Source organism: Marinococcus sp. PL1-022, from assembly GCF_033845285.1.
Classification (GTDB): domain Bacteria; phylum Bacillota; class Bacilli; order Bacillales; family Marinococcaceae; genus Marinococcus.
In genome coordinates this window covers 1,417,299-1,434,512 of sequence record NZ_JAWXCX010000001.1, presented here as the reverse complement: position 1 = coordinate 1,434,512, position 17,214 = coordinate 1,417,299, and the positions used below count along the sequence as shown (strand labels likewise).

Below are 17,214 nucleotides of genomic sequence, written 5' to 3'. Positions count from 1 at the left end.
TGCTTAAAAGAAAAGCCCGCCCCGCACCTTTTTGCAAAAACAGACTAAGGCACTCGTCCAGGAAATTAGTCATTTAACGGCACCAAAAAGGCAGGCCCCCGGAGGTCCCTGCCCTTGTTAATGTTCCCATGCACGCACAGCTTCTATCTACCCGCTGTTCTGTAAAAAGGCTTTAATCTGCTCGCGGTGCACGTCGGTATCCGCTCTTGCCTCCTCCGAGTATGAAATGGCATAGGTGCCCCCGTTCGCCTGAAACGTATAAATCATCGGACCGCTTTGAATGTCCCGTCCCACCGGGCGCCCGCCAATACTGAGCACCTCATCATGAGCTCCGTAGACCATCCGGTCACCCGCTTCGTAATCTAAAATAATGTGAATGTCACTGCTGTAAATTCCGTATACCAGGCGCGTGCTGTAGTCCTCTTCATACCGGTGCCGGTTGCCTGCATCCTGAAAATAAGGCAGCAGTTCATCCTGCTCTTCGTCGCTGTACCAAATTTCAAGCTCTTCGGGCTCACCCTCATCATCTTCGTTGATCTGTGCCCTCGAAATGGAAGACTCGTTAAAGGACGGCAGCTGCACTTCCTCTCCCCATTCCGATTCTATATTTCCGGGCACATCCTTCTCTTCCTCCGTATAATAAGAAGGAACCGAACAACCGCTTAAAAGAATGAGCATACCGGCCGCTCCGGCAGAAAGGATCTTTTTCATTATGTTTTCCCCCGCTCGCATGATTGTCATTACAACAGCATTGCCCCGATACCCCGTTTTCTCCGGGCACTCCTATACACATAAACACTTTTTTCTATTTTTTCATAATAAGCTATTTTTTGGAAGTTATAATTTGCTGGATGCTCTATTTTTAAGCGAGGCTGTCAGTCTTTGGGGAGCAGCGCGGTGTTCAGCCGGCCCATCACCAGCACATTGTGGAATGCGCCCCGGGCAAAATGGGCTTTGCGAAGCGTTCCCTCTGTTTCAAATTCGCGGCTTTTATACAGCTGTACGGCGCGCGTATTCTCTTCCACCACATCCAGCTCCAGCCGGAATAAGCCTAAATAATTGTCGGCGATATCGATCAGACAATCAAGCAGACGGCTGCCGATCCCCTGGTTCTGAAACTCATCGTGCACCGCCATGGCGGTCAGACCGTAGTAATGCAGCTTGCCGCCGAGCACCTCCAGGGAGCCGATACCGACGACACGACCGTCGTTCTCTGCCACAATCACATGATTGTTTTCCGTCAGCCCATTGATAAAAGACTGATTGGAAGCTCTTCGTTCCGAGGGAAGCCCAAGCGTATAATGCATAACGGAGGGCTGGCGCCGGAGAATATTAATATCTTTTTCATCTTCCGCTTCGACCGGGCGCAGAATGATTTGGGCATCCATCGTCTTATCCTTTCCTGCCTGATAATGAATTGGTTTATTAAGACTAATCGTCAGGCTGCATCCAGTATATCGTTTTCGTTCCAGCTGTCAAAAAATAGGTTTACTTTTCTGACAGGCATGTTTAAACTGAAGTTAATACAAATAGTGGTTTTGCAGATGAACGTATTGGGAGAGCCTGTAGATTGTTTTACAGCACCGAAGGAGCAATTCTTCCCACCAGCCGGGAAGAAAAAACTCTCAGGTACCAGGACCAGTACAGGATGCACCTCTGGAGAAGGTATACGTACCTGCCGAAGAAGAAAATTCTTGTCAAAGAATGAAATCTTTCAGGCACACAGACAGAGAAACGGCGCATGAGGCCGCTTCTCTGTCTTTTTTTCATTTTTGTAATCGCTTTCAATTAAGATATGGAGGAATTGCTATGGAGTTTGACAGCTGCTTTGATATTATCGGCCCCATTATGGTCGGCCCTTCTAGCTCTCATACTGCCGGGGTGGTATCGATCGGGAAATTTGTGCATGAGTGGCTCGGGGACGTCAGCGACGTGACAATCACCTTCTACGGCTCTCTTGCCTCCACCTATCAGGGACACGGCTCGGATAAAGCCATACTCGGCGGCCTGCTTGGGTTATCCGCGCATGACATCAACGTCCGGAGTGCGTATGCCCTGGCAAAGGACAAGGGGCTTCGTTACGACTTCCGGTTCTGCCCGGACACCCCTGGCGGCTGCCACCCGAACACTGTGGATCTGCAGGCCTCATCCGGCGCAGAACGCGTCCATGCATCCGGCGCTTCCATCGGGGGCGGCGTTGCCTACATTTATGAAATCAACGGGCATTCCACAGCTATTAATCTGGGAACGGGCGCGGATATTTTATCCATTACCGCCCGCACAAAAAAGGAGGCATCATTTAGATGAAGGATACTATGCAAAGCATCGTCCAGGAATGCACAGCTCAGGACGTTTCCATCGGGGAGTGGATGCTGCGCCGCGAAGTGGACCGCTCCGGCTCGTCCCGCGGGCATATTTTCGGACTTATGCAGGAGCGGCTGCAGGTAATGAAGCAGGCCGTCCGGAACGGATTGGACGATCTAACGGAAACAGAAAGCAGGCTCTCGGGCGGCGATGCCTATCGGATGCATCAGTATATCCAGGACACCGCCCCGTTATCCGGCCCGGTCATCAGCACAGCAATGACGGCTGCCATGGCGACCTCCGAGAGCAACGCCAAAATGGGACTCATTGTAGCGACGCCTACAGCCGGATCCGCCGGTATTCTGCCGGGCGTGCTCGTCTCACTCCAGGATAACCGCGGCCTCGATGATGATACTCTCACCATGGGGCTGTTCGCAGCAAGCGCCATCGGCTACGTTTTTGCGAACCATGCCTTTATTTCCGGAGCCGCCGGCGGCTGCCAGGCAGAAATCGGCTCAGCGACGGCGATGGCTGCTGGAACGATCACGGAACTGCAGCAGGGCACGCCGGAGCAGTCGGCCCATGCGACAGCGATGGCGATGAAGTCGCTTCTTGGTCTCGTATGTGACCCGGTTGCGGGACTCGTTGAAGTGCCGTGCGTGAAAAGAAACGTCATCGGTACATCCATCGCCTTTTCGGCAGCCGACATGGCATTGGCCGGCATTACCAGCCGTATTCCGTGTGATGAAGTGATTCAGACAATGCACACCATCGGGCGCGACATGCCCGGCAGCCTGAAAGAAACCGCTGAGGGAGGGCTTGCCCAGACCCCGACGGGAAAAGAAGCCGCCCGGAGACTGTATCAGCGTCCCTGCAGCTTGTGAATCTACTTTTATCCAAGGAGTGAAGCCATGAATGAACGCCGCTTTTTTCAACTCTGGTTTGGCACTCTTACTCTCGTCAGTATTCTGTTTATGTATTGGGCCATAGCGGCTTCTGCCCTTCTTTTAGGCATTTTCTGCTTTATTTCCCCAAGGCCAGGTAAAGCATAAGGCTTCGGGCAATTCAACCAGACTCAGGCTCAATTTACGATGTATACTCCGTCCTGATTCTAATTTCAGGCATTCTGCTTTCTGTTTCCCCTCTATCATGCTATTCTTAGTATAAGTTTCTTCAAAGGAGGTCATTGTCATCGACCATTTTGCATACGTACTTCAACGCCCCAAAAATCAGGTATACATAGGAACAGCCGCCGATATCCGTTCACGGTTCGGCAGCCAGGAGCCCGTTTATTTTTGTTCGGAGGATGAGCTTCTCGACAGTTTAAACGCATTTCGGAATGAAGAGCTTATCATCACTACCCTCAGTGACCTTCCCGTGATTAAGCAAAAATGGGACGATAAAAATCATTACACTTTATAACTGCACGCAAAACACTCCGGCTGATTGTTAAAATCAGCCGGAGTGTTTTTGAATTATTGGAGCGGTGCAGTATGGGCCCGCTGGATCGAAGCAATGGCCGGGTCGACGACATGTACATCACACGGCGCATGCTTTTGTACCGTTTTGGTAACAGTGTTTCCCTGCATGGCCTGCTCGAGTACATTCCCTCCGGACTGGCCGACAACGATAAGATCCGGTTCCAGCCGTTCACATAATTGGTTCACCAGGCGTTTTTTGGGAACCCCGTTGTCCAGAACGGCTTTTACTTTAGATACACCTTTTTCTTTAGCGTTTTTCCGGTACGCTTCGAGCTGGTATTCGGCCTCTGCATGCAGGCGTTTGATACCGATCGGATCCATCCATCCAAGCGACGAATATTCGTTATAATGAAACACGTAGGTGAGCGTTAAATCGGCTCCGTGTTTGACAGCGACGCGGCAGGCTTCGTCAAAGGCATCGACACTCGGGTTATTTAGAACGTCAAGTGCAGCCAGGATATGAGTATATTGTTTCATTCCATTTCACCTTCTTATTATTTTATAATAAAAGCCAAAAAGCACAAAGGTCTCCCTTTTCCAGTGCTTTTTGGCTTATGCTGCAGGCTTATGGATTCCTGACATTTCCGCCATATTGGCTTGTATCTATCTATTATATTCCCAACCGCCTTGGATACTCAAACTAAAATGTTCAATTTTTACAATTTTCGTTCATTTTCACATGCAATTTGAGGTTTCAACCAGCTTCCAGTCGGGTATAACCTATTAGAAATAGATTGCAGGAGGATCGTATGAATAAACATCATCTTTTAAACCAGCTTCATGCTTTAAAGCAGCAATGGACCCAAAAAGAAATTTCCCTGCGGGAATACCTGCAGCAGCGTTTGAACCTGCGCCAGCAGCTGAATAAAAAGCATGATGAAAAATAGCCAAAACCAGGCAGCGGATCCGCCCCCCCGCTGCCTGGTTTTTTTAAACATCTACGCTTCGGTAATCCAGGTGGTTACCTGCTCCACCGGTCTCCTTCTGCCTTCCTTCATCTCCCGCATCGGGTAGCCGATATAAATCAGCCCAAGCACTTTGCCCTGCTCCCCGAGACCGAACTGCTCGTTCATTTTCGGATGATAGCAGTGCGATCCGGTGCGCCAGAAGGCCGCCAGTCCAAGCGCATGCGCGGCCAGCAGCATGTTTTGAATCGACGCGTAGACTGCTCCGTATTCCTCGAATGTCTCCACCCGCTCTTCCTCGGATGGCTCCGCCGCCACGGCGATTACAACCGGCGCCCGCATTGGCTTCTCCTTTTGTTTATCAAGATTTTTCTGCTTTTCCACCTGTTCCTCCGGGGTCATTCCTTCGGCGGCAATGGCCGCCATCGCTTCCCCGAGCCGCCTGCGCCCGTCGCCGGTCATGACGAAATACCGCCACGGCTCTGTTTTGTGATGCGACGGTGCCCAGGTGCCGGCTTCAAGCACCTGCGAAATGACATCCTCCGGCACTTCAGTGTCGTCCACAAGCCCGTTACTGCGGCGTGAATGAATTGCTGTGAGTACATCCACTATGCTTCATCTCCTTCATATTAAATGGCGGCCTGCCTTATTCTGCGGGCGGTCCGAATTTTCCCTGGTGAAAGTCCCGGTACGCCTGCCTGATTTCTTCCATACTGCTCATCACAAACGGGCCGTACGGTACGATCTCTTCACGGATCGGCTCTCCGGAATACACGAGCAGCCGGGTTCTGCGCTTGTGGGCTTTAATGTGTAGTGTGGAGAGTGCCTCCGGGTCCCCGTCCTCCTCAAAGGTGAGCGTCGCGACGTCGTGCTTATTGACGGTCCCATCGGCCACATCAGCACTCCCGGCAAGCGTGTATAAAAAGGCATTGTGATTCTCCGGCAGATGATGCACGTATTCGGCGCCCTCCGATAAATTAATTTCGGTCAGCGTGATCGGGACGAGCGAGTTCAGCGGCCCCTCTTCCCCGGCGATGGTACCGGAAAAGACCTTTACATAGCCGCCGTCGATCTGGACGGTCGGCGCTTCTTCGCCGTACACATTCTGGTAGATGGTATCGGTGTTTCGCTGATCCTTCGGCAGATTCAGCCACAGCTGCAGCGTATGAGCGATGTCGTTTTCCACCCCATCTTCGGCGTGGCGTGCCGCCCAGCCAGCGTTCATATACTGCACGTCGCCGGGCTCGAGAATATCGCGGCCGCCGCCGTTGTCAATGTGCTCAAGCCGTCCGTCCACCACATACGTCACGGTTTGAAAGCCCCGGTGCGGATGGTCCGGGAAAGTACCCTTTTTGAACCAGTCCTCGGCCATTAAAATAAACGGGTCGAAATCCTTCCAGCGGTCGACCGGCAGCACCCAGCCCTTTTGAATAGACGGAAAACCGAACTCCTCGTACTGTACCGTCCATTTATCGCGGATACGGCGCTGAAGCAACTCCTGTTGATGTTCCATGGAGAATCCCTCACTTTTCATTTTAGTATGCGTAGCAACTATTTCTCCAAAAATATATTTCCTTTATCTGATATACAGCTTCAGTACAACATATTTTTTCAGGCGCTGCAACGAATCTACTCAGAGGGTCTTCACTCCTCCTGGACACTCTCGGAAACATTTCTATTTATTTTGGCGAGCGTCTGTTCAAGCGCTGTGAGCTCTTCGGTGCTGATCCCCCTTGTCACGGCAGCGTTGAACCGCTCGGCTGCCGGACGCACCTTTTCCTGCAGCTGCCTGCCTTCGTCTGTCACAAACAGCTGCATCGCCCGCTGGTCTTCAGTCCCTGCCGCACGCCGCACAAACTGCTTGTTTTCAAGCTGGGCAGCCATCCGGGCGATATTGGTTTTATCCTTCTGCAGCCTCCGGGCAATATCATTCTGGGTTCGGCCATCCTCCTCCCACAGCAGCATCATAATAAGGTTCTGCTCCGGGGTGAGGTTAAATATCCGCAGCTCTTCTTTAATAAAGCTGGTTAATTTCAAATCGGTCTGGTGAATCAAAATGCTGATAAAATCCTCGGTATGCATCGGCATGTCCTCCGTGGCGTTGATGGATTTGAGAAGAAAAATTACATCGGGCACTTCACAGTCTCTACTTCCAATACCATTCCGGTATACTTTTGTTAAAATAATCGTGATCCCAAATAGCTTCTTTACTGTACCTGAGCAGCTTCTGGTATTGTCCATTGCTTTCCCGGTATGCCCATGCTATCGCTGATACGATATGAACGGCTGAATACAATGCATACAGCCTCCAGAAAAGGCCCTCGTCAAAATCTGTGGCCTCCAGATAGCCATCGATACATCCCCTGCTGAATGCCCGACTCACGTTTTTCGTGAAAAACCCGGTTTTCTGCAGGTCGTGCACCGGGTCCCCCCAATCCATCCGGTCAAAATCTATAATTCCCTGGAAGCGTTCCTCTGCTATCAATAGATTGGAGGGATGAAAATCATCGTGCTGAAACCTGTTTGGGCGGCCTGTCATTAAATACTCGTTCTTTTTAATATAAGTTTGCAGCAGATGCACCGTTTCCTCATCCACCCCGGTGTTGTTCAGCTGCCCGAAGTACCGGTCGATCTTTTTTATTTTTACTGTTTTCCAGTCCGGATAAGCAGGAGGTGCTTCAAGCTCATGCAGCCTGGCCAGCTCTTTAGAAGCATCAACTCCCGCTTCGTATTGATGCTTTTGAGAAAGAGAGGAAAGCACTGCTTCTGCATCGTCTCCCGGCAGATATGTCATCAGCATAAACGCCTGTTCATCTCCCCCGTCTAACCTCCGCTTTCCGATATCTATCGCACGGGGAATGCGCCGTGAATACTCTCCAAGCCTGTTTAGCACATGGAACACATGCATTCGTTCCTCAAGCTCGGCGACGGGAAAAGTCTTCAGCACATATGTATCGTCCAGTATAAATTTCCCATTCCCGGAAAAACCCTTTTGAATTGATCGAATTGTTAAAGCATTTTTAACCGGACCATACTGTTGAAAACCTTCAGGTATCATTACTCTCCTCCTTCCTGGCCCCCCGTTATACGCAGAGCTCTCTGCGGATGCAGCGCTTCAGCTGTCTCCGAGGTGTTACTTCCATAGCGGCAGCACCGTCGAGGATTTGACCTCCCGGAGCACGATGCTCGTCTGCAGCTGGGAGACGCCGAGCTGGTTCAACTCCCGGATAAACGCCTCCAGCTCCTTGCGGCTGCGGTGGATGGTTTTCAGCATATAATCAAACGATCCGGTCATGCAGTAGCACTCCATAACCTCCGGCATCTCCGACAAATGGCGTTCGAGCTCATTTAACTCCTGCGTCTGGTGAATGCTCGTGCTCATAAATACCGTGCACAGCAGGTCATACCCGAGCTTTTCCTGATTCAGGATCGCCGTATAGGAATCAATATAGCCCTCCAGCTCGAGCCGTTTCACCCGTGCATGGGTAGCCGGCGCGGAGAGATTCACCCGCTGCGACAGCTCCAGGTTGCTGAGCCTCGTTTCCGTCTGCAGTAAATCGAGAATATGTATGTCCACGTCATCAAGCATGCCTTTCCCTCCCGAATAATATTCGTTCATACCACGTATTTTTCACCCTGAACAAAAATAAATTCTGTTTTAATTTCATTGAAAGAATAATATTTTGAATTAATGAGATTATAGAGAATATTATTTCTTATATATATTTTACATGATACATTTATTTCGTACAATACGACGGGAGGGAGAACACATGAAATACATTGGACTGCTGCTGCTCGCAAGCCTGTGCTGGGGAAGCAATTTCATCGTCGGGGAGGGCCTGACCGCCTACGCTTCCCCCGTGACGCTGACGATTCTGCGCTACGGCATCGCTGTTCTCTGCCTCCTGCCTATCATCCAGGTCACAGAAAAACGCCTGCTTCCCGACAGAAAAGCGATCGTGCCGCTCTTTCTGATGGGAATCACAGGCGTTGCCCTGTTTAATATTCTGCAGTTTACCGCGCTCACGTCGTCAAGCGCCACGAACGTGAGCATTATCTCGACGATGAACACGCTGTCGATCGCCCTGTTTTCAGCGCTTCTTCTGCGTGAACGGCTGCGCGGCGCACAGATCACAGCCATGCTCATCTCCACCGCCGGCGTATTGCTCGTCGTGACCGGCGGCAGCCTGGCAGGCTTCTCGTTTGCCTCCGGCGATGGGTGGATGCTTTTGGCGGTGCTTGTCTTCGGCCTCTACTCGATCTGCAGCCGCTGGGCCACCACCATGGTATCCCCGATGATGTCCGTCTGTTATTCCGGCCTGTTCGGTGTGCTCCTGCTGCTTCCGGTCAACGGCTTTCGAATACCCGTGCACCGGATCGATGCCACGTTTATCGGATCAATGCTGTTTTTAAGCATTATTGCAACGATCGTCTGCATGGTGCTGTGGGGGATCGGCGTGAAGCACCTGGGGGCGACAACCTCCGGGCTGTTTTTAAACTTTAACCCGCTGTTTACCGCTCTGCTGGCCTTTGCGCTTTTCGGGGAACACCTCACCTGGCCGCAGGCGGCCGGCAGTGCGATTGTCATCGGCGGATGCGTAGCATTTTCCCTGCTCTCGAAAAAACGCGGGAGGCTGCGATCAGCTCCCGCGCTTCAAAAGCGTACGGCTTAAAGCGTTGTGGTAATTACGATTCGTCCGGAATTGTCCGCACGAGATGTTCAAGCGCGTCATGCATCGGTGTGGCTGGACGGCCGAGCAGCTTTTCAAAATCATTGCTTTCAATGTCGAGCGAGCCGCTGCGGATGCCCTGCTGAATGCTTACAAGCATCGGTACCACGGCCTCCGGCATGCCGGCTTCCTTCATAATTTCCGCATATTCATCGTCGTCCACGTGCTGCACCGGAATCTCTTTTCCGAGCACGTCTCCAAGCACGCTTACCAGCTCGTCCTGGGTGTACGGGCGGCCGGAAAGCTCATAGACCGACTGCTGTGTTCCTTCTCCTGCGAGGGCGGCGGCCGCTGCTTCCGCGTAATCGAGCTGCAGTGCCCATCCGACCCGGCCGGTTCCAGCGGCAGTAATCCACGGCGCATCGTTCATGGCTCCCTGAATGCCCGGCACTTCGTTTTCGAGGTACCAGTTGTTGCGCAGAAATGCATATGGTATGCCGGTTTCAATGATCGCATTTTCGGCGGCTCGATGCGGCGGAGCCAGAAACATCGTGCTGCTTTCTGCATGGCCGATGCTGGTGTAGGCGATAAAGGAAACACCCGCCCGGGCCGCTGCCTCCACCGCGTTTGTATGCTGGCGGATTCTTGTGTCATTGTCCCCGTCGGTTGAAATAATCAGCAGGCGGTCCACGCCGGCAAACGCCTCGTCCAGACTGTCCGGTTCGTCAAAATCGCCGCGGCGCACCTCCACACCCGCTTCCTTCAGATCGTTTGCCTTGTCCGGGTTCCGGACGCTCACGGCCAGCTGGTCGGCCGGCATTTTTTTCAGCAGCGACTCCATGACCTGAGATCCTAATTTTCCTGTTGCTCCGGTTACTAGTGCTTTCATTTGTCATTCCTCCATTTCTATTGTTAATTATAACCAAAACAGTTACATGTAGTACAACAAAACGACTGGCCTTGTTCCATTTTGGCGCAGCTATCCCAATGTTAAAACAGCGAGCGCTGCGAGAAACAACGCGTAGCTGCTGAAGGCGGCAATCCTCCTTAACCGGCTGCTTGGAATAAAGCTGACCGCTGTTAACATACCGGCCAAGCCCAGCACCATGAGCATGATAAGCATTGTCTTCCTCCTCGGGCTGCCCGGTTCGCAGCTGTTTTTCTTCTATTTAAATGGCGCGCCTGTACCGGAGTGATACATAATCCTCGTCTTCCGTGTTCGCATACCCGATGCGCTCTCCTTCGTACGTAAAGCCTTTCGCTTCATAGAAAGGAATCGCCAGCTGGTTGCCCTTCTGGACAGACGCCCACTGCACTGACGAGCCCCAGCTCTGCTGCTGGCTCGTCACCGCACCGAGCAGCATCGTGCCGATCCCTTCGTTTCGGTGGGCCGGGTCCAGATACAGCACGTACAGCTCGGATTCCTTTTCCCCTGTCATACCACCGCCCGCAGCCCCTATTACTGTTTCATTTTCCATCGCTGCAAAGTAGCCGCCCCAGTCGAGGCTTGTATGCTTCACCTCATCGAGTACTCTCGGAACATTATAAAACTCCCGGCACACCCGTTCGAGGTAATCATCACTGCAAAGCCCACGGTACGTGGCCCACGTAGCTGCCGTGCAGACAGAAATAATGCCGGAAACGTGCGACGGCCCGGCCTGTTCGATATGTATCATTTTTTCCCTCCGGCGTAGCGATTTTAATATCTGCATGTAAATTCTGTCAGGATTTTTGTTTCCAATCAAGCTTTTATCCAATTATGAAGCTAGTGATAAGAAGCGCTGCAATTGTATAAACCCCCAAGACTATCGTTACGATATACTCTTTGGATTGTTTTGCAAAGAACCACTCTAAAAACCCCTGCAACCCGATTATAAAGCATACAGAGGGTAAAGTAATTGCAATAAAATATTTTTCAAGTGGAAGAGGGGTGGTGAAAACAACAGCCGCTATACCGAAAATAACGACTCCTAAGAAAATATTGGACCATAAGCCGCCTCTTGTTTCCCTCAAAATCCTTGCATTTTTTGGCACGATAACTGCCAATAGAATCAATCGGACTACAGGAATAGAGAGAGCGATAAAGGGAAAATAATCAGGCATTATCTCTGCCTCCTCATCGTTGCATAGCTTAATGTTATCATTCCCGACCAAAAACGACCGCCTTACCGGTTAATTATTTTTCCCGGCAAAACTTTCGTTTCAGTATACACATGCTTTACAAATGAAATATTGATTTCACCATATACCGTAGACCGATGATGATAATATCCGCTGCCTCAATTAAAAATGTCACCCAATCGGGAGTATTTGCTCTCCGCTCCCTTCTTTTTCGTGAAAATTTCACACCAAGGACCTCCTCTGTATATTAAAGCACACGTCTCAGCGTTCCATCATTTCCATTATTTTGAATATCGTAAAGACAGAATAACATATGCCGGCACGAGGTCACGACAGCCTGGAGAAATATGCCCTTCTAAAAATTTTCGTGCTTCTATACAACAAGAATTACCGGCCATAAAAAAACCCCCGACGGAGCAGCATCCGTCAGGGGCAGTTCAATATTTTTTCTCATCAGCTGTTTTTCGCCTGCTCCAGCCGTTCGAGCGCAATGGCTGCCAGCATGTAATCAAAAAAGTGGGTGTTCTCTGAAGGGTCTGCGGCCTCGTGCAGCCCCCTCAGCGGCTCCTCCCATTTCTCTGCCTCCTGGATATTTCCATCATCAATCTCCTGGATCAAAAGCAGGGCGTAGACGCTTGCTGCTTCATAATTCACGGACGCTTTTTCTGAGGTCCGGTGGTAACGGCCGTAAATTTTGCCTTCTTCTTCGTATTTCTTATCAATCCACTGCGCCAGTGCCTCCGTTTCCGGGGCTTCCGTGTTCATCTGCTGCATAATCAGCACCTGGTCAATCATATTAACCTCCTGGAGATTGTACGCCTCCGGCTGCCGCTTTACAGCATTATATGACTCCAGATAAAACACGCTGCTGCTGTCCTTTGCACGTTGAATGATCTGCAGTTCCTCCTGCGGCCAGCCAAACTGCTTCCATTTTTCACTGGAAAAATAGCTGAAATGAATTTCCGGCGATGCCTCGTCCTGCTGCCAGTCGTAATAGTCCCTCCAGCTTCCTTCCACAAAATTGCCGGCCCTCAGGCCGTCCTGAATAGATTTGGAGAGCTCGGTATAGCTGTGGTTATTAAACTGGGCGCCAGCCCGGTCAAGCGCTGAGGCAATACGGACATCATCAATCAGTGCATTGGTGGATGTATTATCGCCTTCCTTCCACTGGACCAGCTTCCCGGACGGAACCTTCTGCAGAAGCGGCTCCAGCCGTTCCACTTCGTCCCGAAAAAGCTCCTTTCGGCCGGTCAGCAGCAGATACTCCAAATACAGGCCTTCAGCTTCCGATAAATATTCTGCCTCTCCAGCGGCCCCCGGATAATTTTGAATTAAGCCATGGTCGCCCCGGTACTCCTTCTCCACCGTATTTACCACCGGGTCAGTCTGGCTGAATGCGTTGATGAAAACAAACACAGCTGCGGCGATCACAATACTGAATATTCCTATAATTAATTGTTTTCGTGTCACGAGCTCCCGCCTTTAAATCGCTCCGTTTTGTCCCATTTAATGACCTTCCGGCGCAGACGGCTTCCGGTATAGGCGTAAAAGCTTTTAGCGAGTAAAATCAAAAACAGCTGGGCATAGGTGAAATACATAACGCTTCCCACGGCGACCTGCCTGGTCGTTACATCCCGCTCCAGCACCTGGGCACTGAAGATCTGGCTCGTGTAAACAATGTAGCTCATAAACCAGATCATCAAAAGCGGAACGGTAATCGCCGTAGTAAACACATCGAAAAGACTGAGCACAAATAAAATATTGGACAGAAACAACAGAACCACAAAAAACAGGTAAGTGGTAATATGCTGAACCGAGTGCAGCATGGTGGTCCTGTTCCAGAAGGAAAAATCCTTAAACGATTTTTCCAGCAGATAAATGTTGCCAATCAGCCAGCGCGTGCGCTGACGCAGGAAAATCGAGATCGTCTCAGGCTCCTGTTCCCATGTTTTAGCTTCCGGCACGACCGGCAGCCTCCATCCCTTCGCCGCCACCCGGATCGTTAACTCCGCATCCTCTGCCATAGCATATTCATCGTAGCCGCCAAGCTCCTGCATCGCCTCCACCTCGAGCAGCATATTCGTGCCAGCCAGCGACCCCATCTTCCACCAGTACCAGCGGCCGCTCTGCATCAACAGCTGAAACACCTGAAACTCAAGGGCGATCATGCGCGTCAGTAAATTTTTTCTGGCATTGATCGTTTTCACGTAGCCTACCGCCCCTACCGCCCTGTCGGTTTGTTCCGCAGCTTCCACCAGCTGTTTAACAGCGCCGGGCTCCGGCTGGTTGTCGGCATCATACACCAGAAAATATTTCGTATCGATAAAGCTCAGGCCGTAATTCAGCACCCGGGACTTTCCCTTTGGCTCCCCGGGCGGCACCTGGATGTAATGAATACGGGAAAACATCCGGCTGAAGGCCAGTCCGATCGCTTCCGTTTCATCAGATGAATTGTCATCGAGCAGAAAGACACGAAGCTCCCCCGGATAGTCCAGCGCGTTCATCGCCTGCAGCGTTTCCTTCATGACCACCCCTTCATTATGTGCCGGAATAAATATCGACACGGAAGGGTAGTGATTCAGTTCGTTATAGGGATACAGCCGCCGCCTATGAATAACCCCGCCTACCGCAAGCCAGGAATAATAAAGCAAAAGCGCCCAGAAAAAGCTCATCACACATATAAAAAATATCGTCATTTCAGGCCCCCGTCCTCTGCTGCTGTAAATACTCCCGCGTTGCTTCCAGACTGTAATTCTGTATTTCGGCATAGTGCAGCTCATACGGCGGTTCTATCATCGATACCCTTTCCCTGCAGTTTTCGTTAATACGCTCGAGCACAATGCCAAGCCCCTTCTCATCCGTGTTCTGCAAAAACATCGTAAAGCTTCGGCCCCCGTTATTGGTTACCAGGTCAAACTGGCTCCGGATCGAATCAATTAACACGCTGCTCATGACCTCCTGGAGCGCTTCCTGCGTATAGGAAGAATCCCGAAGCATGACCTCCACGAGAAACCCCTGTTCACGGCGCCGCCGCATACCTGTTAAAAACAATTCCGCCTGATTGTTAAATTCGCTGTTTGACAGCATCATCAGCTCTCCCTGATATTTTTCGAGCTCCCTCACTTTTTGGCGCAGCGTATTGTTTTCCTCTACAGCTGTTTTCACCGAAACAAAGAACAGCCAGAACGAAATCACAAAGATGCTGAAGAGAATATGATGAAGAATTAATTCCTCCTGGGGAGGCGCTGAAGCAAAAAACATGCTCCACCCTGTAAGAAAAAATCCATACACGAGCACGGACACGAGAGCCGCAGGAAAAATCAACCGTGTCGGAAGCAAAATGACTATTGCCAGCAGCAGTCCGATCACAGCCGTCACCATCAAACTAAGCACCGGCCCGCTGAACCATATCAGCGCCAGCATGGCCAGAGCCATAAGACCGGACAAAAGCACCATCGACTGAATAATCCGCATATTATTCTCTCCCTGCAGCCTGCGCGGAAGCGTAGTGCTGCTCCAGCACGCGGATGATTCGTTCTGCAGCCTGGCCGTCTCCATACGGATTGATACCGCATGCCATCTGCTGATAGCTTCGCTCATCGGTTAAAAGCGCCGTCACGCTTTGGGCAATTGTTTCGCGATCCGTTCCCACAAGCTTTAGCACTCCTGCGTCCACGCCTTCCGGACGTTCGGTCTGGTTTCTGAGTACAAGCACCGGCTTATGCAAAGAAGGCGCCTCTTCCTGCACACCCCCGGAATCTGTCAAAATAAGTAACGAACGATATGCAATGTTATGAAAGTCCACCGTGTTTAACGGCTCGGATAAATGAATTCGCGGATGATTTTGAAGCATTTGTTCAGCCAGCTCACGAACGACAGGATTTTTATGAACCGGAAACAGTATATGAATATTCGGAAAGTAATCGAGAATATCCAGCAGGGCTGAGAAAATATGTTCCATATTAACACCCAGGTTTTCTCTGCGGTGTACGGTAACCAGTATAAATTCATGCCCGTTCATACGCTCCAGCAGCTCATGGCTGTAGTGCTGTTTCAGCGTCAGATTCAGGCAGTCAATTGCTGTGTTGCCGGTCACCTGAATGCTTTTAGCGTCAATATTTTCCGCCAGTAAATTCTCTCTGGCCAGTTCCGTCGGGGCAAAGTGCCAATCTGCTAATCGCGATACCAGCTGACGGTTCATTTCCTCCGGGTACGGTGCGTATTTGTCATATGTTCGCAGCCCGGCCTCAACATGGCCAATATCCACTTTTTGATAAAAGGCTGCCAGACTGGCAGCCAATGTCGTCGTGGTGTCCCCATGCACCAGCACAACAGAAGGCTGTTCGGCCTGCATGACCGGCTCCAGCCGATCCAATACTCTGGATGTGATGCTTGTGAGCGTCTGCCCTGCTTTCATTACCTCCAGATCAACATCCGCCTTCAGCTGGAACAATTCCATCGCCTGCCCGACCATTTCTTTATGCTGACCGGTCGTTACCAGGCACAATTCAAATTGGTTGCTTTGTGAAATTTTATGTACCAGCGGGGCCATTTTTATAACCTCCGGCCGGGTGCCGACAACGCACATGATTTTACACAGCTCACTCACATTAGTGCCTCCAGTATAATATTTGTAGTATAAAATATTATACTTTCGTTAACAGAAATTTCCTATCATACAAACCTATCGAACTCCGGCAATATAAAAAAATCCCCTCCAGCTCTGGAGAGGATTTTTGTTAGATGCTGTTGATTAGTCGACTACTGTTACTTCAACGTCCTGACGGCCGAAGGAATAAGCGTCGGATTTTGTTGGTACGTGAATGTCAATGCGGTCGTTATTAATCGCACCGCCAGTGTCTGCTGCTTCGTACGTGCCCATGCCTTCCACTTTTACTGTGGAACCGAGTGGGATGACGTCCGGGTCTACGGCGATGACGTTAGCGTCACGGTCGTTGTTCAGGTTAACGCCTGTCGCCGTGATACCGCTGCAGCCTGCACAATCAGCGGTGTATGCGGTAGCTTCCATGGTCATGGTTTCGCCGCCGCTTGTGCTGTCAGAGGACTCGGAAGTCGACGCGCCTGCTACTTCTTCATCAGAAGAATCAGAAGAGCTGGATCCACCGAGAGCTGCCTGTGTTTCCGGGCCAGCTACGCCGAAGTAGTCGCCGGCAGAAGAAGAAATGCCGTTGTCAGCCTGAAATTCTTTAACAGCACTTTCTGTTCTTGGTCCAAAAGTGGAACCAGTATAGCCGTGGAAATAGCCTTTTTCCTTCAGCGTGTCCTGAAGCTCCGCAACAGAAGAGTTAACGTCTCCTCTTTCCATTTGGCCATGATCGCTGATCGATGCGTCCGCTGCCTGTGGTGCTCCAAATACTACGCCTGCTGTAATTGCTGTTCCAAATAATGTTTTTTTCATCATATTGATTCAACCTCCGAGGTAAAGATATTTTTTCGCCCTAATGACGATGCCCAATGAACTGTTTGCCTATATGATTACTTACCTTTACGTCACTAATGCTTAGATAGGTTGATTGTTTAATGTAGTTGATTGCTGAATTACTTATGTGCTTTCTCTTTAACACAACGCTACCGATTATGACGTGGGGGGTTGAAAATATCAACAGCATTAATTTAGTTGTAACCTCCTCTTAATAAACTTTCTTTTTATGTAAAAAAAGCAGGCCTAATGGTCTGCTTCAAAGCTTTGCAACAATATAAACAGCGGTT

22 protein-coding genes and 1 riboswitch are annotated in these 17,214 nt (G+C 50.6%); of the genes, 4 read left to right on the top strand and 18 right to left on the bottom strand.

From position 1 onward, the window contains the following. Positions 1-147 precede the first annotated feature (147 nt). Together SIC45_RS07280 and SIC45_RS07275 are read right to left on the bottom strand one after the other, a co-directional pair. The gene (locus SIC45_RS07280; RefSeq protein WP_319631641.1) at positions 148-711 is read right to left on the bottom strand and encodes a hypothetical protein; all 564 of its coding nucleotides are present in this window, start codon (positions 709-711) and stop codon (positions 148-150) included. A gap of 164 nt (positions 712-875) precedes the next feature. After that, positions 876-1,388, bottom strand: a complete 513-nt coding sequence (locus tag SIC45_RS07275) for a GNAT family N-acetyltransferase (protein ID WP_319631640.1) — start codon at positions 1,386-1,388, stop codon at positions 876-878. Between the two features lie 156 nt (positions 1,389-1,544). Then, positions 1,545-1,651, top strand: a riboswitch (glycine riboswitch). Positions 1,652-1,809: 158 nt separating this feature from the next. Here SIC45_RS07275 and SIC45_RS07270 point away from each other — a divergent pair. Together SIC45_RS07270 and sdaAA are read left to right on the top strand one after the other, a co-directional pair. Further along, on the top strand, positions 1,810-2,307 hold the full coding sequence (locus SIC45_RS07270; RefSeq protein WP_319631639.1) for a serine dehydratase beta chain: 498 nt from the start codon (positions 1,810-1,812) through the stop codon (positions 2,305-2,307). Then, positions 2,304-3,188, top strand: a complete 885-nt coding sequence (sdaAA, locus tag SIC45_RS07265) for an L-serine ammonia-lyase, iron-sulfur-dependent, subunit alpha (RefSeq protein WP_319631638.1) — start codon at positions 2,304-2,306, stop codon at positions 3,186-3,188. Before SIC45_RS07270 ends, sdaAA begins: the two co-directional genes overlap by 4 nt. Before the next feature lie 591 nt (positions 3,189-3,779). Here the strand turns inward: sdaAA and SIC45_RS07260 are convergent. Next, positions 3,780-4,262 (bottom strand): universal stress protein, encoded by a 483-nt coding sequence (locus SIC45_RS07260; protein WP_319631637.1) that lies wholly within the window; start codon positions 4,260-4,262, stop codon positions 3,780-3,782. 272 nt (positions 4,263-4,534) lie between these two features. Here SIC45_RS07260 and SIC45_RS07255 point away from each other — a divergent pair, with 272 nt between their 5' ends. Next, entirely contained in the window at positions 4,535-4,672 is a 138-nt protein-coding gene (locus SIC45_RS07255; protein WP_298785579.1) for a hypothetical protein, read from the top strand. A 51-nt stretch (positions 4,673-4,723) separates the two neighbouring features. Here SIC45_RS07255 and SIC45_RS07250 read toward each other — a convergent pair whose 3' ends face one another. The 5 genes from SIC45_RS07250 to SIC45_RS07230 all read right to left on the bottom strand — a co-directional run bounded on the left by SIC45_RS07250 (position 4,724) and on the right by SIC45_RS07230 (position 8,279). Next, entirely contained in the window at positions 4,724-5,299 is a 576-nt protein-coding gene (locus tag SIC45_RS07250; protein ID WP_319631636.1) for a nitroreductase, read from the bottom strand. 37 nt (positions 5,300-5,336) lie between these two features. Further along, positions 5,337-6,203: a pirin family protein gene (locus tag SIC45_RS07245; RefSeq protein ID WP_319631635.1), complete on the bottom strand. Its 867-nt coding sequence runs from the start codon at positions 6,201-6,203 to the stop codon at positions 5,337-5,339. 131 nt (positions 6,204-6,334) lie between these two features. Beyond that, entirely contained in the window at positions 6,335-6,826 is a 492-nt protein-coding gene (locus tag SIC45_RS07240; protein WP_319631634.1) for a MarR family transcriptional regulator, read from the bottom strand. A 10-nt stretch (positions 6,827-6,836) separates the two neighbouring features. Then, positions 6,837-7,748 (bottom strand): aminoglycoside phosphotransferase family protein, encoded by a 912-nt coding sequence (locus tag SIC45_RS07235; RefSeq protein WP_319631633.1) that lies wholly within the window; start codon positions 7,746-7,748, stop codon positions 6,837-6,839. 75 nt (positions 7,749-7,823) lie between these two features. After that, complete coding sequence (locus SIC45_RS07230; RefSeq protein WP_319631632.1) at positions 7,824-8,279, bottom strand: Lrp/AsnC family transcriptional regulator; 456 nt, start codon at positions 8,277-8,279, stop codon at positions 7,824-7,826. Positions 8,280-8,463: 184 nt separating this feature from the next. Between SIC45_RS07230 and SIC45_RS07225 the strand changes: the two genes are divergently transcribed. Then, on the top strand, positions 8,464-9,366 hold the full coding sequence (locus SIC45_RS07225; RefSeq protein WP_319631631.1) for a DMT family transporter: 903 nt from the start codon (positions 8,464-8,466) through the stop codon (positions 9,364-9,366). A gap of 13 nt (positions 9,367-9,379) precedes the next feature. Here the strand turns inward: SIC45_RS07225 and SIC45_RS07220 are convergent, their stop codons facing one another. The 10 genes from SIC45_RS07220 to SIC45_RS07175 form a co-directional block, all read right to left on the bottom strand. Beyond that, complete coding sequence (locus SIC45_RS07220; protein ID WP_319631630.1) at positions 9,380-10,252, bottom strand: SDR family oxidoreductase; 873 nt, start codon at positions 10,250-10,252, stop codon at positions 9,380-9,382. 90 nt (positions 10,253-10,342) lie between these two features. Beyond that, positions 10,343-10,486 carry a hypothetical protein gene (locus SIC45_RS07215; RefSeq protein ID WP_319631629.1) on the bottom strand — a complete coding sequence of 48 codons (144 nt, stop codon included), beginning with the start codon at positions 10,484-10,486 and terminating at the stop codon, positions 10,343-10,345. Positions 10,487-10,532: 46 nt separating this feature from the next. Further along, entirely contained in the window at positions 10,533-11,039 is a 507-nt protein-coding gene (locus SIC45_RS07210; RefSeq protein ID WP_319631628.1) for a GNAT family N-acetyltransferase, read from the bottom strand. A gap of 73 nt (positions 11,040-11,112) precedes the next feature. Further along, positions 11,113-11,466, bottom strand: a complete 354-nt coding sequence (locus tag SIC45_RS07205) for a hypothetical protein (protein WP_319631627.1) — start codon at positions 11,464-11,466, stop codon at positions 11,113-11,115. Between the two features lie 115 nt (positions 11,467-11,581). Continuing rightward, positions 11,582-11,710, bottom strand: a complete 129-nt coding sequence (locus tag SIC45_RS07200; RefSeq protein WP_319631626.1) for a hypothetical protein — start codon at positions 11,708-11,710, stop codon at positions 11,582-11,584. A 227-nt stretch (positions 11,711-11,937) separates the two neighbouring features. Continuing rightward, entirely contained in the window at positions 11,938-12,954 is a 1,017-nt protein-coding gene (locus SIC45_RS07195; protein ID WP_319631625.1) for a hypothetical protein, read from the bottom strand. Beyond that, positions 12,951-14,180: a glycosyltransferase gene (locus tag SIC45_RS07190; protein ID WP_319631624.1), complete on the bottom strand. Its 1,230-nt coding sequence runs from the start codon at positions 14,178-14,180 to the stop codon at positions 12,951-12,953. The genes SIC45_RS07195 and SIC45_RS07190 overlap by 4 nt, the downstream gene beginning before the upstream one ends. Before the next feature lies 1 nt (position 14,181). Continuing rightward, a complete protein-coding gene (locus tag SIC45_RS07185) occupies positions 14,182-14,958 on the bottom strand; it encodes a hypothetical protein (protein WP_319631623.1) in 777 nt (258 codons plus the stop codon). Between the two features lies 1 nt (position 14,959). Next, complete coding sequence (wecB, locus tag SIC45_RS07180) at positions 14,960-16,084, bottom strand: non-hydrolyzing UDP-N-acetylglucosamine 2-epimerase (RefSeq protein ID WP_413645934.1); 1,125 nt, start codon at positions 16,082-16,084, stop codon at positions 14,960-14,962. 153 nt (positions 16,085-16,237) lie between these two features. Further along, positions 16,238-16,906 (bottom strand): 3D domain-containing protein, encoded by a 669-nt coding sequence (locus SIC45_RS07175; RefSeq protein WP_319631621.1) that lies wholly within the window; start codon positions 16,904-16,906, stop codon positions 16,238-16,240. Positions 16,907-17,214 lie beyond the last annotated feature (308 nt).